11 protein-coding genes are annotated in these 17,432 nt (G+C 39.4%); all 11 read left to right on the top strand.

All coding sequences use genetic code 11. The features are described from left to right. Positions 1 to 89 precede the first annotated feature (89 nt). The 11 genes from rpoB (at position 90) to H131_RS18280 (ending at position 17,163) form a co-directional block, all read left to right on the top strand. Complete coding sequence (gene rpoB / locus H131_RS18330) at positions 90 to 3,665, top strand: DNA-directed RNA polymerase subunit beta (protein ID WP_196228899.1); 3,576 nt, start codon at positions 90 to 92, stop codon at positions 3,663 to 3,665. Between the two features lie 168 nt (positions 3,666 to 3,833). Beyond that, positions 3,834 to 7,520, top strand: coding sequence for a DNA-directed RNA polymerase subunit beta' (gene rpoC, locus H131_RS18325; RefSeq protein WP_010860615.1), 3,687 nt, complete (start codon positions 3,834 to 3,836; stop codon positions 7,518 to 7,520). Positions 7,521 to 7,658: 138 nt separating this feature from the next. Beyond that, on the top strand, positions 7,659 to 7,907 hold the full coding sequence (locus tag H131_RS18320) for a ribosomal L7Ae/L30e/S12e/Gadd45 family protein (protein WP_010860614.1): 249 nt from the start codon (positions 7,659 to 7,661) through the stop codon (positions 7,905 to 7,907). A gap of 98 nt (positions 7,908 to 8,005) precedes the next feature. Beyond that, positions 8,006 to 8,425: a 30S ribosomal protein S12 gene (gene rpsL / locus H131_RS18315; RefSeq protein ID WP_010860613.1), complete on the top strand. Its 420-nt coding sequence runs from the start codon at positions 8,006 to 8,008 to the stop codon at positions 8,423 to 8,425. Positions 8,426 to 8,575: 150 nt separating this feature from the next. After that, on the top strand, positions 8,576 to 9,046 hold the full coding sequence (rpsG, locus tag H131_RS18310) for a 30S ribosomal protein S7 (RefSeq protein WP_010860612.1): 471 nt from the start codon (positions 8,576 to 8,578) through the stop codon (positions 9,044 to 9,046). 80 nt (positions 9,047 to 9,126) lie between these two features. Further along, positions 9,127 to 11,205 (top strand): elongation factor G, encoded by a 2,079-nt coding sequence (gene fusA / locus H131_RS18305; RefSeq protein ID WP_010860611.1) that lies wholly within the window; start codon positions 9,127 to 9,129, stop codon positions 11,203 to 11,205. Positions 11,206 to 11,341: 136 nt separating this feature from the next. Further along, positions 11,342 to 12,529, top strand: coding sequence for an elongation factor Tu (gene tuf / locus H131_RS18300; RefSeq protein WP_010860610.1), 1,188 nt, complete (start codon positions 11,342 to 11,344; stop codon positions 12,527 to 12,529). A 100-nt stretch (positions 12,530 to 12,629) separates the two neighbouring features. Continuing rightward, positions 12,630 to 13,313: a response regulator transcription factor gene (locus tag H131_RS18295; RefSeq protein ID WP_010860609.1), complete on the top strand. Its 684-nt coding sequence runs from the start codon at positions 12,630 to 12,632 to the stop codon at positions 13,311 to 13,313. Positions 13,314 to 13,319: 6 nt separating this feature from the next. After that, positions 13,320 to 14,336 (top strand): sensor histidine kinase, encoded by a 1,017-nt coding sequence (locus tag H131_RS18290; RefSeq protein WP_036131671.1) that lies wholly within the window; start codon positions 13,320 to 13,322, stop codon positions 14,334 to 14,336. A 96-nt stretch (positions 14,337 to 14,432) separates the two neighbouring features. After that, entirely contained in the window at positions 14,433 to 15,194 is a 762-nt protein-coding gene (locus H131_RS18285) for an ABC transporter ATP-binding protein (RefSeq protein WP_010860607.1), read from the top strand. After that, positions 15,184 to 17,163, top strand: coding sequence for an FtsX-like permease family protein (locus H131_RS18280; protein ID WP_010860606.1), 1,980 nt, complete (start codon positions 15,184 to 15,186; stop codon positions 17,161 to 17,163). Before H131_RS18285 ends, H131_RS18280 begins: the two co-directional genes overlap by 11 nt. The last annotated feature ends 269 nt before the right edge of the window (positions 17,164 to 17,432 follow it).

The following is a 17,432-nucleotide window of genomic DNA, read 5'->3' as shown; positions in this document are numbered from 1 at the left end:
TCTTTTTGAAGACTCGTTTTCTTTTTGTCTTTCGAAATCATACACTATTTGTAGGATTTTGCAAAGACCTAATATCGCTTTATTGAGGGGTGAATGAGTTGACAGGTCAACTAGTTCAGTACGGACAACACCGCCAGCGTAGAAGCTTTGCGCGTATTAAAGAGGTGCTTGAGCTTCCAAATCTGATTGAGATTCAAACGGCGTCTTACGAGTGGTTCCTTGAAGAAGGTTTACGTGAAATGTTCCGTGACATTTCGCCGATCGAGGACTTTACAGGTAATCTTTCATTAGAATTCATCGATTATACATTAGGTGATCCTAAGTATGATGTGGATGAGTGTAAAGAGCGAGATGTTACTTACGCAGCTCCATTACGTGTGAAAGTACGTCTTTACAACAAAGAAACAGACGAGGTGAAAGAACAAGATGTATTCATGGGTGATTTCCCATTAATGACAGAAACAGGTACGTTCATTATCAATGGTGCTGAACGCGTTATCGTTTCACAATTAGTTCGTTCACCAAGTGTGTATTTTCATGATAAAACTGATAAAAACGGTAAAAAAGGCTTCGGAGCAACAGTTATTCCAAACCGCGGCGCTTGGTTAGAATATGAAACTGACGCAAAAGACGTAGTATACGTGCGTATTGACCGTACACGTAAACTACCAGCAACAGTGTTGCTTCGTGCATTAGGTTTCGGTTCAGATCAAGAAATTATCGATATTATCGGTGATAACGAGTATTTACGTAATACGCTTGAAAAAGATAACTCTGAAAGTACAGAAAAAGCACTTTTAGAAATATATGAGCGTTTACGTCCAGGTGAACCACCAACGGTTGAAAGTGCAAAGAGCTTATTATACTCTCGCTTCTTCGACGCAAAACGCTATGATTTAGCGAATGTTGGTCGTTACAAAATGAATAAAAAGCTTCATATAAAAAATCGTTTATTCAACCAAACGATTGCAGAGACGCTTGTAGATCCAGAAACAGGCGAAATTTTAGTAGAAAAAGGTACATTGCTTGATCGTCGTACATTAGATAAAATCTTACCGTACCTAGAGGATTCTTCAAAAGGTATCGGCTACCGCACTTTATCACAAGTTGGTGGTGTACTTGAGGATGATGTAACAATTCAATCTATTAAAATTTATGCTCCAAAAGATGAAGCACAAAAAGAAATCAATGTAATTAGTAATGCGTACATTGATGAAGAAGTAAAAAACATTACACCTGCTGATGTTCTATCTTCAGTAAGTTACTTCTTCAACCTACTTTACCAAGTAGGGGCAACAGATGATATTGACCATTTAGGTAACCGTCGTTTACGCTCTGTTGGTGAATTACTACAAAATCAATTCCGTATCGGTTTATCTCGTATGGAACGTGTAGTACGTGAGCGTATGTCTATTAACGACACGGCTGCCATCGTACCACAGCAACTAATCAATATCCGTCCTGTAATTGCGTCTATTAAAGAGTTCTTCGGTAGCTCTCAATTATCTCAATTCATGGACCAAACAAACCCATTAGCAGAGTTAACGCATAAACGTCGTCTATCTGCATTAGGACCTGGTGGTTTAACGCGTGAGCGTGCTGGATTCGAAGTACGTGACGTTCACTACTCTCACTATGGTCGTATGTGTCCAATCGAGACACCAGAGGGTCCGAACATTGGGTTAATCAACTCACTATCTTCATTTGCAAAAGTAAATAAATTCGGATTCATTGAAACACCTTATCGTCGTATTGACCATGAAACTGGTAAAGTAACGGATCAAATCGATTATTTAACAGCTGACGAAGAAGATAACTACTACGTAGCACAAGCGAACTCGTTATTAAACCCAGATGGTACATTTACAAATGACGAAGTAGTAGGTCGTTTCCGTGGAGATAACACCGTATTCAATAAGTCACAAATGGACTACATGGACGTATCTCCTAAACAAGTAGTTTCTGCTGCGACAGCTTGTATCCCGTTCTTAGAAAACGATGACTCTAACCGTGCACTTATGGGTGCCAACATGCAACGTCAAGCGGTTCCTCTATTAAATCCAGAAGCACCATTCGTTGGTACTGGTATGGAACACGTAGATGCTCGTGACTCAGGTGCGGCAGTTGTAGCGAAATATGATGGTATTGTAGAGCATGTTGAAGCTCGCTCAATCCACATACGTCGCATTGAAACAATTGACGGTAAAGAGGTTAAAGGCGATTTAACGAAATATAAATTACAAAAATTCATTCGTTCAAATCAAGGTACTTCATATAACCAACGTCCACTTGTAAAAGTTGGCGAACGTGTGAAACCTCGTGATATTTTAGCAGACGGTCCATCTATGGAAAAAGGTGAACTAGCTCTAGGTCGTAACGTTCTTGTTGCATTCATGACATGGAACGGCTTCAACTATGAGGATGCGGTTATCATGAGCGAACGCCTTGTAAAAGACGATGTGTATACTTCAGTTCATATTGAAGAATACGAATCAGAGTCTCGCGATACAAAATTAGGACCTGAAGAAATTACTCGTGATATTCCAAACGTCGGAGAAGATGCACTTCGTAACTTAGACGAACGTGGAATCATCCGTATTGGTGCGGAAGTTCGTGACGGTGATATTCTTGTTGGTAAAGTAACGCCTAAAGGGGTTACAGAATTAACTGCTGAAGAGCGTTTATTACACGCAATCTTTGGTGAAAAAGCACGTGAAGTTCGTGATACTTCATTACGCGTACCACATGGTGCGGGCGGTATTATTCTTGACGTGAAAGTATTTAACCGTGAAGATGGCGATGAGTTACCACCAGGTGTTAACCAATTAGTTCGTGCATACATTGTTCAAAAACGTAAGATTCGCGTTGGGGACAAAATGGCCGGACGTCATGGTAACAAAGGGGTTATCTCTCGTATTTTACCGGAAGAAGATATGCCATTTATGCCAGATGGCACGCCTGTAGATATCATGTTAAACCCACTAGGCGTACCTTCTCGTATGAATATCGGACAAGTTTTAGAGCTACACTTAGGTATGGCTTCTCGTTACTTAGGTATTCATATGGCAACACCAGTATTTGATGGTGCCAACGAGGAAGATGTTTGGGAAACGATGGAAGAAGCAGGGATGAACCGTGATGGTAAAACAATCCTGTATGATGGACGTTCAGGTGAGCCATTTGATAACCGTGTATCTGTTGGGATCATGTACATGATCAAACTTGCACACATGGTTGATGATAAACTTCATGCACGTTCAACTGGTCCTTACTCACTTGTTACGCAACAACCACTTGGTGGTAAAGCGCAGTTCGGTGGACAACGCTTTGGTGAGATGGAAGTATGGGCACTTGAAGCATACGGTGCTGCGTACACACTTCAAGAAATCTTAACAGTTAAATCTGATGACGTGGTTGGTCGTGTGAAAACATATGAAGCCATTGTTAAAGGTGAAAGTGTACCAGAGCCTGGCGTTCCAGAATCATTCAAAGTATTGATCAAAGAACTTCAATCTCTTGGTATGGATGTAAAAATGTTAACAATCAATGATGAAGAAGTAGAGCTTCGCGATTTAGACGAAGAAGAAGATCTTCAACCAGCTGATGCACTTAACATTGCACCACAGCCAGAAACAGAAGAAGAGCCAGTGGAGTCATTTGAATAATTAACACTATTCAGAGCCGGGCAGGATTTGATGCCCTGTCCGGCTTTTCTTTACTTGTAAAACAATCTATTTTTAATCTTTTGTCAAAGAAGTACATTTTTTGCAAACGATTGTCGAGCTGCGTAAAAGAGTCTTTATAAAGACCTATACTAAAGGGAGGTAGGCTCCTTGATAGACGTTAATGAATTTGAATATATGAAAATTGGTTTAGCTTCTCCTGATAAGATTCGTTCTTGGTCTTACGGTGAAGTCAAAAAACCTGAAACAATTAACTACCGAACATTAAAACCAGAAAAAGATGGTTTATTCTGTGAACGTATTTTCGGTCCAACTAAAGACTGGGAATGTCACTGTGGTAAATACAAACGTGTCCGCTATAAAGGCGTTGTTTGTGACCGTTGTGGTGTTGAAGTAACACGTGCAAAAGTTCGTCGTGAACGTATGGGGCACATCGAACTAGCAGCCCCAGTTTCTCACATTTGGTACTTCAAAGGCATTCCAAGCCGTATGGGTCTTATCTTAGATATGTCTCCACGTGCTTTAGAAGAAGTGATTTACTTCGCATCGTATGTTGTGATTGAACCAGGTGCTACAAACTTAGAAAGTAAGCAATTACTTTCTGAAAAAGAGTACCGTGCATACCGTGAAAAATTCGGCAGCACATTCGAAGCAGCGATGGGTGCAGAAGCAATCAAAAGGCTTCTTGCTAAAATCGATCTTGAAGATGAAACATATTCTTTAAAAGAAGAGTTGAAATCTGCACAAGGTCAACGTCGTACACGTGCGATTAAACGTCTTGAAGTTGTAGAATCGTTCCGTAACTCAGGCAACTCCCCTGAGTGGATGATTTTAGATGTACTACCAGTTATTCCACCAGAGCTTCGTCCAATGGTGCAATTAGACGGTGGTCGTTTTGCAACATCTGACTTAAATGATCTTTACCGTCGAGTGATCAACCGTAACAACCGTTTAAAACGTTTACTAGACCTTGGTGCACCAAGCATCATCGTTCAAAACGAAAAACGTATGTTACAAGAAGCTGTTGATGCATTAATCGATAACGGTCGTCGTGGTCGTCCGGTAACAGGTCCAGGTAACCGTCCGTTAAAATCACTTTCACACATGCTGAAAGGTAAACAAGGTCGTTTCCGTCAAAACTTACTTGGTAAACGTGTTGACTACTCTGGTCGTTCGGTTATCGTAGTAGGTCCAAACTTAAAAATGTATCAATGTGGTCTACCAAAAGAAATGGCAATTGAGCTATTTAAACCTTTCGTCATGAAAGAGTTAGTAGAACGTGGTCTTGCACATAACATTAAATCTGCTAAACGTAAAATTGAACGTTTAAACAACGATGTATGGGACGTTTTAGAAGACGTAATTCGTGAGCATCCGGTATTACTTAACCGTGCACCGACGCTTCACCGTCTTGGTATCCAAGCGTTTGAACCAACATTAGTTGAAGGGCGTGCCATTCGTCTCCACCCATTGGTATGTACAGCTTATAACGCTGACTTCGATGGTGACCAAATGGCGGTACACGTGCCTTTATCAGCGGAAGCACAGGCTGAAGCTCGTCTTCTAATGCTTGCGGCACAAAATATCCTGAACCCGAAAGACGGTAAACCAGTTGTAACACCGTCTCAAGATATGGTATTAGGTAACTATTATCTAACACTTGAGCGTGAAGATGCTTGTGGTGAAGGTTCAATTTTCTATGGTCCAAATGAAGTGCTAATCGCGTATGATACAGGTCATGTACACTTGCATACACGTATTGCTATAAAAGCAAGTTCTCTACACAATCCAACATTTACTGAAGAACAAAATAATATGTTCTTATTAACTACTGTTGGTAAAGTAATCTTTAACGAAATCTTGCCTGAATCATTCCCGTTCATCAATGAACCAACTGCATTCAATTTAGAGCAAGAAACACCAGCAAAATATTTCGTTAATTTAACTATTGATGAAGAAACATTAAAAGAGCTTGAAGCAGATGCTGCTTACAACGAACTTGATGAAAAAGGTAAAGTAGAAGCACAACGTACAGCTGTCCTTCGCAAATACTTTGCATCAGTACCAGTTGTAAATCCATTCCGTAAAAAGTTCTTAGGTAACATTATTGCTGAAGTATTCAAACGTTTCCATATTACAGAAACGTCTAAAATGCTTGACCGTATGAAAAATCTAGGTTTCAAATATTCTACTAAAGCTGGTATTACTGTTGGTGTATCTGACATCGTGGTTTTACCGGATAAAGGTGATATTTTAGCAATAGCACAAGACAAAGTAGATAAAGTGCAAGCACAATTCCGTCGTGGTTTCATCACAGAGGAAGAGCGTTATGACCGCGTTATCTCTAGTTGGAGTGCTGCGAAAGATGAAATCCAATCAAAACTAATGAAATCGCTTGAGAAAACAAACCCAATCTTCATGATGTCTGACTCAGGTGCCCGTGGTAACGCATCTAACTTTACACAGTTAGCTGGTATGCGTGGTCTGATGGCCAACCCGGCTGGTCGTATCATCGAACTTCCAATCAAATCTTCATTCCGTGAAGGCTTAACAGTATTGGAATACTTCATCTCTACGCATGGTGCACGTAAAGGTCTTGCCGATACTGCCCTAAAAACTGCCGATTCAGGTTACTTAACTCGTCGTCTAGTAGACGTAGCACAAGATGTTATCGTTCGTGAAGATGATTGTGGAACTGACCGTGGTTTAACAATTGGTGCGTTAATGGAAGGTACAGAGTTAATTGAAGCGTTAGACGAACGTATTGTTGGCCGTCATACGAAGAAAACAATTTATCATCCAGAAACAGGCGAAGTGATTTTAGCAAAAGACGGACTAATCGACCAAGATATCGCTCGTATCATTACTGAGTTAGGTATTGAAGAAGTAACAATTCGTTCTGCATTTACATGTAATACAAAACATGGCGTATGTAAAAAATGTTACGGCATGAACTTAGCAACAGGTGAAGAGGTTGAAGTTGGGGAAGCAGTTGGTATTATTGCAGCTCAATCAATCGGTGAACCAGGTACACAGTTAACAATGCGTACATTCCATACAGGTGGGGTTGCCGGGGATGATATTACACAAGGTCTTCCACGTATCCAAGAGATTTTTGAAGCACGTAATCCTAAAGGTCAATCAGTTATTTCTGATATCGCAGGTACAGTTTCAGACATCACTGAAATCCGTGAAGGTCTAAAAGAAATTACAATTGAAGGTGATGTAGAAACACGTAAATACCCAGCACCTTACAATGCTCGTCTGAAAGTACAAGAAGGCGACTTTGTAGAACGTGGTCAGGTATTGACAGAAGGTTCTATCGATCCAAAACAATTATTAAAAGTTAAAGACGTTTCAACAGTTCAAGTATACCTGTTAAAAGAAGTTCAAAAAGTATACCGTATGCAAGGGGTAGAAATTGGAGATAAACATATCGAGGTAATGGTTCGCCAAATGCTTCGTAAAGTGCGTGTAATTGAAGCTGGTGATACAGAATTATTACCTGGTTCATTACTAGATATCCACCAATTCTCAGAAGCAAATGCAGATGCTGTATTAAATGGCAAAAACCCTGCGACTTGCCGTCCTGTTATTTTAGGTATTACAAAAGCTTCTCTTGAAACAGAATCATTCTTATCTGCTGCATCATTCCAAGAAACAACTCGTGTCTTAACAGATGCTGCCATTAAAGGTAAACGTGATGAACTTCTAGGATTAAAAGAGAACGTAATTATTGGTAAACTTGTTCCGGCAGGTACGGGTATGCAACGTTACCGTCAAATCCGTATTGAAAAAGATGAGCTTGATTTAGAAGAAACAGTTTCTGCTGAATAACTATTAAAACGAGCTCCGAAGAGATGGATTATTACCATCTCTTCGGTCTTTTTAAAGATATTAGTTGACAGTAGGAATTGGTAATGATAATATATTGAAGGTTGATAGTTAACTGTCTATACTTCGGAGGATATGCAAATGTCTTATGATAAAGTAAGGGCTAGTAAAACAATCATAGGTACAAAGCAAGCAGTAAAAGCAATGCGCGATGGCTCAGTGAAAGAACTTTTTGTGGCACTTGATGCAGACAATTGGGTAACCGATTTGGCCATTACTTTCGCGAGAGAAGTCGGTGTGCCAGTTATTCTTGTTGAGTCCAAAAGGGAACTGGGCAAGGCCTGTGGAATCCACGTTGGAGCAGCGGTTGTTGCTATTGCTGTAGAGTAGTTTTTGTGTATAAAACACAAAGACTTTGTTTTTACCCAAAAAATGAACCACCTGGATGTGTGGTATTAACAAGGAATAAATGAAGGGAGGAAATACCGATGCCTACAATTAACCAATTAGTACGTAAGCCTCGTCAATCTAAAATCACGAAATCAAAATCACCAGCGTTAAACAAAGGATATAACTCATTTAAAAAATCTTTAACTGATGTTAAATCTCCACAAAAACGCGGTGTTTGTACTCGTGTTGGTACAATGACACCTCGTAAACCAAACTCAGCGTTACGTAAATACGCTCGTGTACGTTTAACTAACCAAATTGAGGTTACAGCTTATATCCCAGGTGAAGGCCACAACTTACAAGAGCACAGTGTTGTTCTTATCCGTGGCGGACGCGTAAAAGACTTAGCGGGTGTTCGTTACCATATCGTACGTGGAGCTCTTGATACAGCTGGTGTAAACGGTCGTTTACAATCACGTTCTAAATACGGAACAAAACGCCCTAAAGAAAAAAAATAATTTAACGTTTAATCGCGTTATCTAATAATGAGCCTCATACTAGTTGTCACAAATATCAAATCTTGCTAGCAGATTTGATATTTGACCGACAAATACGACAAGGCCAACTTTATAAAATAAATCGATAACTATTCGAAAGGAGGAAAACACATGCCTCGTAAAGGTCCTGTTTCCAAACGTGACGTGTTACCAGATCCAATTTATAGTTCAAAACTAGTAACTCGTTTAATCAATAAAATGATGGTTGATGGTAAAAGAGGTACTTCTCAAAAGATTTTATACGGTGCGTTCGAGATTGTTAAAGAACGTTCTGGTGAAAATCCAATTGAAGTATTCGAAGCTGCTCTAAATAACGTAATGCCAGTTCTTGAAGTACGCGCTCGCCGTGTTGGTGGTTCTAACTACCAAGTACCGGTTGAAGTACGTCCAGAACGTCGTACAACTTTAGGTCTTCGTTACCTAGTTAACTATTCTCGTCTTCGTGGTGAAAAAACTATGGAAGAGCGTTTAGCTAACGAAATCCTAGATGCTTCAAACAACACTGGTGCATCAGTTAAGAAACGTGAAGATATGCATAAAATGGCAGAAGCGAACAAAGCATTCGCTCACTACCGTTGGTAATTTAACCTATGTGTTAGCTAATTGGCTAACACAAGGTCTTTTATACAGTCTTTACCCCAATATGGAAGGAGAAATTTCCTATGAAACGCGAATTCTCACTTGAGAATACTCGTAATATTGGGATCATGGCTCACATTGATGCTGGTAAAACAACAACAACTGAGCGTATCCTTTATTACACTGGTAAGATTCACAAAATCGGTGAAACACATGAAGGCGCTTCTCAAATGGACTGGATGGAGCAAGAGCAAGAACGTGGTATTACAATCACTTCTGCTGCAACAACAGCACAATGGGCAGGCCACCGTGTAAACATCATCGATACTCCTGGACACGTAGACTTCACTGTAGAAGTAGAACGTTCATTACGCGTACTTGACGGTGCTGTAACAGTACTTGATGCTCAATCAGGTGTTGAGCCTCAAACTGAAACTGTATGGCGTCAAGCTACAACATACGGTGTTCCACGTATTGTATTCATTAACAAAATGGACAAAACAGGAGCAGATTTCTTATATTCTGTAGGAACTCTACACGATCGTTTACAAGCAAACGCTCATCCTGTCCAATTACCTATCGGAGCTGAAGATGAGTTCTCTGCAATCATCGACCTAGTTGAAATGAAAGCTACTTTCTACGGCGACGAAAAAGGTACAGCAGTAACTGAAGGTGAAATTCCTGAAGAATACCGCGCACAAGCTGAAGAATACCGTGAAAAATTAATCGACGCTGTTGCAAGTGTTGATGAAGAAATCATGGAAAAATATTTAGAAGGCGAAGAAATTTCTGTTGCTGAACTTAAAGCGGCTATCCGTCGTGCTACGATCGCAGTAGAATTCTACCCAGTAATCTGTGGTACAGCATTCAAACACAAAGGCGTACGCCCAATGTTAAATGCAGTTATCGATTACTTACCATCTCCAGTTGATGTACCAGCAATCAAAGGTACTTCAGTAGATGGTGACGATGAGTTAGAACGTAAATCTTCTGATGAAGAGCCATTCTCAGCTCTTGCATTCAAAGTTATGACTGACCCATTCGTAGGTAAGTTAACTTTCTTCCGTGTGTACTCTGGAACATTAGATTCAGGTTCATACGTACAAAACTCTTCTAAAGGTAAACGTGAACGTGTTGGTCGTATCCTACAAATGCACGCTAACTCTCGTGAAGAGATTTCTAAAGTATTCGCTGGGGACATCGCAGCAGCAGTAGGTCTTAAAGATACTACTACTGGTGATACTCTATGTGACGAGAAAAACCTAGTTATTCTTGAATCAATGGAGTTCCCTGAGCCAGTAATTTCTCTTTCTGTAGAACCAAAATCAAAAGCTGACCAAGATAAAATGGGTCAAGCTTTACAAAAACTTCAAGAAGAGGATCCAACTTTCCGTGCTCACACTGACACAGAAACTGGACAAACAATCATCTCAGGTATGGGTGAGCTTCACCTTGATATCTTAGTTGACCGTATGCGCCGTGAATTTAAAGTAGAAGCTAACGTAGGTGCTCCAATGGTATCTTACCGTGAAACATTCCGTGGCTCAGCAAAAGTTCAAGGTAAATTCACTCGCCAATCTGGTGGTCGTGGACAGTACGGAGACGTAACGATTGAGTTCTCTCCAAATGAAGAAGGTAAAGGCTTTGAATTCGAAAACGCTATCGTTGGTGGTGTAATTCCTCGTGAATACATTCCTGCAGTTGAAGCTGGTCTTCGTGACTCTCTTGACCGCGGTGTAGTAGCTGGTTACCCTCTAATCGACATTAAAGCGAAATTAGTATTCGGTTCTTACCATGACGTTGACTCGAATGAGATGGCGTTCAAAATTGCTGCATCTATGGCTCTTAAAGAAGCTTCGAAACAATGTGACGCTGTTATTTTAGAACCAATGATGAAAGTTGAAGTTGTAATTCCAGAAGAATACCTTGGTGATATCATGGGTAACATTACTTCTCGTCGTGGACGCGTTGAGGGTATGGATGCTCGCGGTAACTCTCAAGTTGTTCGTGCAATGGTTCCTTTAGCGGAAATGTTTGGTTATGCAACGACTCTTCGTTCTGCAACGCAAGGTCGTGGTGTATTCTCAATGACATTTGATCATTATGAAGAAGTACCAAAATCAATCGCTGCTGAAATCATCAAAAAAAATAAAGGTGAATAATTGAATTTTCATCTTGCATAAAGTATAACTAATTTGTAAGCTATGATTGCAGGATAGGGGATGGGCCCGTTCTCTATCAGCATTCATTCTATAAATTCCAAAAATAAAACATATAATTTTGAGGAGGCAATCTCTAATGGCTAAAGAAAAATTTGACCGTTCAAAAACGCATGCTAACATTGGTACAATCGGACACGTTGACCATGGTAAAACTACTCTAACTGCTGCAATCGCTACAGTTCTTTCTAAAAAAATGGGTGGTACAGCTAAGTCTTACGCTGACATCGATAACGCACCAGAAGAAAAAGAACGTGGTATTACAATCAATACTTCTCACGTAGAATACGAAACAGAAACTCGTCACTATGCACACGTTGACTGCCCAGGACATGCTGACTATGTTAAAAACATGATCACTGGCGCTGCACAAATGGACGGCGGTATCTTAGTAGTATCTGCTGCTGATGGCCCAATGCCACAAACTCGTGAACACATCCTTTTATCTCGTCAAGTTGGTGTTCCATACTTAGTAGTATTCATGAACAAATGTGATATGGTTGACGACGAAGAATTATTAGAGTTAGTAGAAATGGAAATCCGTGACCTACTATCTGAATATGACTTCCCAGGCGACGATATTCCTGTAATCAAAGGTTCTGCTCTTAAAGCTCTTGAAGGCGAAGCAGAATGGGAAGAAAAAATCGTTGAATTAATGGACGCTGTAGATTCTTATATCCCAACTCCAGAACGTCAAACTGACAAACCATTCATGATGCCAGTAGAGGACGTATTCTCTATCACTGGTCGTGGTACAGTAGCAACTGGCCGTGTTGAACGTGGTGTAGTTAAAGTCGGCGACGTAATTGAAATCGTTGGTATTAACGAAGAAGCTAAATCTACAACTGTAACAGGTGTAGAAATGTTCCGTAAATTATTAGACTATGCTGAAGCTGGTGACAACATTGGTGCTTTACTTCGTGGTGTAGCTCGTGAAGATATCCAACGTGGTCAAGTATTAGCTAAACCAGGCTCAATCACTCCACACACAAACTTCAAAGCTGAAGTTTACGTTTTATCTAAAGAAGAGGGTGGCCGTCATACTCCATTCTTCTCTAACTACCGTCCTCAGTTCTACTTCCGTACAACTGACGTAACAGGTATCTGTAACTTACCAGAAGGCGTTGAAATGGTAATGCCTGGTGATAACATCGAAATGACTGTAGAACTTATCGCTCCAATCGCTCTTGAAGAAGGTACTAAATTCTCTATCCGTGAGGGTGGCCGTACTGTAGGCGCTGGCGTAGTAGCTACTATCCAAAAATAATTTTAGCGCAAGCTAATTTTTCTAAACCAATCTGTAGGGACGCTTACAGATTGGTTTTTTATGTTAAAATTAGGGGAGGAAGGGGCGCTTATGTATGGAAATGAAGGTTTTATTGATAGAAGATGATCCATCAATTTTTGAAATGATTAAAGATCGCTTTGCACAATGGTCACTACAAGTTAGTGGCCCAAGAGATTTTCAAAAGGTGATGGCTGATTTTATAGAGGAGAAGCCACAACTTGTATTAATTGATATACAACTACCTGCTTATGATGGCTTTCATTGGTGTCGCGAAATAAGGCATATTTCGAAGGTGCCAATTCTCTTTCTATCTTCACGCGATCACCCAATGGATATGGTTATGGCCATGCAAATGGGTGCCGATGACTTTATACAAAAACCTTTTCATATGGAAGTATTGCTTGCAAAGGTACAAGCAATTTTACGTCGTACTTATGACTATGTAGAAGAACAGTTGGAAGTCACACGTTTTAATGATGCAGTTATTGATTATGCAAGAAGCGAAATTATGTATGAAGGACAGTTGATATCTTTGACTAAAAATGAACTCTTTATATTACGCATTTTAGTGGAAAAGGCTAATCAAATTGTTTCGAGGGATGACCTAATGAGGAAATTATGGGACGATGAGCGATTTGTTAACGATAATACATTATCTGTAAATGTAAATCGTTTACGTACAAAACTGGAAGATATCGGGTTGCAGGAAGTCATTTTAACAAAAAAAGGGCTGGGTTATATGGCGGTAACGCAAGGGACGTGAATGTGGATGCTTCTATTATTTTTTAAAGAACGACTAGCATGGATAGGGTTTTATGTGTTTATCGTAGTGACACTCAACATATTATTTTTTTTAGACGTTGGATTAGTGAGTATTTCGATTACTTATGTTAATATTTGTATGTTTGTTAGTTTTTTGATATTTTTGCTGTGGCGTTATATTGTAGAAGTAGGTCAGCTAAAAGATTTCCTGGGAAATGTGGATGGACAGCTAGATGATGTTCATAGTAAAAGTATGGACCTGTCACCGTTTCAAGATGCATATTTTACGAAACTTGAAGATGTGTTCTATGTAAAGGATATGGAGTTGAACAAAGCAAAGGTACAATTACAGGAGTATTCAGACGAGCTTCTAGCTTGGGTACATGAGGTGAAGGCACCTTTAACATCCATTAATTTAATGTTGTCTCAGATAGATGATTTAGTATTACGTCGAAAATTAGAACATGAGTGGCTTAGACTTCATTTACTAGTCGATCAACAGTTACATCAAACGCGTCTTGCTTCAATTGAAAAAGATAATTATATGACGGAAATTGAACTTCGTATGGTTGTTTACAAGGAAATCCGTGCAATGCAGCCATGGTGTTTGGAAAGGGGAATTGGCTTTGATGTGGCAGAATTATCGGAGATTGTCATGACAGATGGTAAATGGTTAGCATTTATTGTACGACAAATCCTATCAAATGCCATTAAATATAGTCCTGCAAATACGGAGGTATTGATTTTTTCGGAAGTAGATGCGACTGGCGCACAATTACTACATATAAAAGATGAAGGTATGGGTATTCGTAAGGATGATATACCGCGTATCTTTCAAAAGTCTTATACGGGGACAGCTGGTAGAGAGTCTGCACAATCAACAGGCATGGGTTTATACTTGGCACATAATGTGGCAGTGAAAATCGGTATTCGTATTAGTGTGCAGTCCGAGGTTGGTGAAGGTTCCATATTTACATTACGTTTTCCCTTGCAAAATGAATATGTCAAACTAACAGGTAGATGACGAAATTGTCACCTACCTTTTTATATTGTCATGTAAAACGCACGAAATCATTTAGCAGACAGGGTACACTTGGGCTATAGGAAGGGGCGCGACTAAGTGGCGGTTTTAATTGGACGTAAAGTAAAAAAAGTATATGGTAAAAAATCAACGGCTCAGGAAGTACTGAAAGGCATTGATGTAGAAGTTAACAAAGGTGAATTCGTAGGTATTATGGGACCCTCTGGTTCAGGTAAGACGACACTATTAAATGTTTTGTGTTCCATCGACTTTGCTACTGAGGGTGTTATCGAAATAAATGGTCAAAGCTTACGTGGTATGAAGGAAAAGGCACTAGCCAATTTCCGCCGTGAACAGTTGGGCTTTATCTTCCAAGATTACAACTTACTCGATACATTAACAGTTAAAGAAAATATATTACTGCCATTAGCGATTGGTAAGTTACCAAAGGCTGTTGCGGAGAGTCGTGTTAAAGAACTAACACACTTATTAGGTATTACAGATATATTAAATAAATATCCGAATGAAATATCAGGTGGTCAAAAGCAACGAACATCTGCTGCTCGTGCGCTGATTACTAATCCATCCCTTGTGTTTGCGGATGAACCAACGGGTGCGCTCGATTCAAAATCAGCTACAGCGCTCCTAAAAAACTTACAAAGTATTAATGAGGCGAAAGAAGCGACGATTATGATGGTTACACATGATGCGGTGGCAGCAAGCTTTTGTACACGTGTTTTGTTTTTAAAAGATGGACTCATTTATAGTGAGCTATATAAAGGTGATAAGACAAGGCAGGCATTTTTTCAGGAAATCATGCATACGCAAAGCGTGCTAGGTGGTGACGGTTATGAGTCTTAGTAAACTCGTGTTCCGCAGCATGAAGAAAAATATGAAGCATTATTACTTATATTTCTTTGCGCTTATTTTTAGTGTCACGCTATATTTTTCTTTTGTGACATTACAAATGAATGCTGAAGTGTTAGCCTCAGTAAAGAAGAGTGGTACAGCAACAGCAGGTTTTGAAGCTGCAACATATATTCTGTACTTTATCATTTTGTTCTTCGTGTTATATGCTAACCATTTATTTATGAAGCGTCGCAGTAAGGAAATCGGCTTGTATCAGTTAATAGGAATGACAAAGGGCCTTATAGTACGTTTATTGGCGGTAGAAAGTATTTTATTATTTGTTGGTGCAGTTGTTTTAGGAATGCTGGCAGGCTTCTTCAGCTCACGTTTCTTTGCGATGGTATTACTACGTGTACTAGAGAAAGAAGCACTTGTGGCAATGACATTCAGTACACAGGCATTACAACAGTCTATTGCAGTATTCTTTATTCTACTAGTAATTGTGCTGGTGCAGGTGGCTTGGATGATTCATCGTGTATCATTGCTATCATTATTTAGTGCTTCTAGAAAAGCAGACGAGCGTGTAAAACGTTTTAGTCCATTACAAATGATGATTGGCTTCTTAGGGCTTGTGTTAATTGCATATGGATATTATGCATCAACAAAACTATTCAATATTGAGTCGACTGGCAATCTTTTTGTTAATATGATTATTATCTTAGCGTCAACAATCGGTGGGACATTCCTTGTATTCCGCTTTTCTGTTGCGTTTATTATGAATGCCGTACGTCTAAAGAAGAATGGGCATTTATCTGTACATGATGTATTAGCATTAACCCCCATTATGCACCGTATGAAAAGTAACGCAAAATCATTGACGCTTATTACGGTTTTAACGGGTGTATCACTTGGGGTTACAACATTATCTTATATTTCATACTACTCGTCAGCAGCATCTGCATACAGTCATGTACCGGGAGATTTTATATTACTTGAAGATAACGGGCAGGAGTTTTTACAGAAGCTAGAGCAAAATAACATTGCTTATAACAAAATTGATTACCGATTACAGGCTGTAACAGCTTCAGTAGCGCAATTACTACCAAATGATCAACGAGATAGCCCATTTTATAATATGAAAGGTATTATTTATACAGTCCCACTCTCTGATTACAAACAAAGTGTGCCCGACGCTTCAGTGTCTGGAAATGATGTCATCTTAACAAATTATGGTGGTTATATGGCAGAAATGTTTCCGTTGGAAAAGGATCATGATATGGCCGTAACTGTGGGAGAACATGAGGAAACTTTTCATGTCGTAGATGTGCAAAATGAAAGTATTATTAGTGGTATTGTGACTGCAGGTGGGGGTGGACCCATTTTTGTAGTAACAGACACATTGTTTGAAAAGCTAGCTACGATATCAGATGGATCACAATGGCATAAACAATCTTCCATCACGTTAAAATCAGAAACAGATTTAGCTTCTGCTGAAAAACTTTATATACAATCGGGTGCAGGTGTTATTTCTTCTATAGATAGGGAAGGGGTAACGCAAAACTATATACAAGCTTCTTATGAGGGGAAACGTAAAGAAAATATCGAAACCTTGGGAATAACGATATTTACGACAGCTTTCTTAGGCTTAGCCTTTTTAATGACAACAGGCAGCATTTTGTACTTTAAACAAATGTCTGAAGCAGAAGAGGAACGAAGCTCATATACGATATTAAGAAAAATTGGATTTGCAGAGCGAGATATTATGAAAGGAATATATATGAAGCAAGCCTTTAATTTTGGCGTACCTTTACTAATCGGATTACTTCATAGTTACTTTGCAGTTAAATCAGGCTGGTTTTTATTTGGCTCAGAACTAACGGCACCGTTATGGATAGCTATGAGTTGCTATATAGCACTATATGCAATCTTTGCTATACTCTCTGTTGGTTATTATAAAAAAGTAATTCGTGAGTCTTTATAAACAAAAATAATCTAAAACTCAAAAAACAGTATGGCTTATTATGCCCCGTACTGTTTTTTGTATTTTCGTATTATCAGTTGATCAGCAAGAGTTAAAGACGATGCTCAACACAGCCATATACGAATGTGTGAGCAACTACGTTCGTTCGTCTTTACTAACGAAGAGACTGCTAGGACAAATCTTGTAGTGTATAATACAATTGTAAGAAATGTTCGAAAACGTTGTAGTATAGCCATATGTGTTGCAATATTCGTAGAAATTTTATATAC

This window comes from Lysinibacillus sphaericus OT4b.31, from assembly GCF_000392615.1.
Classification (GTDB): domain Bacteria; phylum Bacillota; class Bacilli; order Bacillales_A; family Planococcaceae; genus Lysinibacillus; species Lysinibacillus sphaericus_B.
Note: the sequence above shows the minus strand (reverse complement) of the source record. Positions and strands in the feature narration are given on the sequence as shown.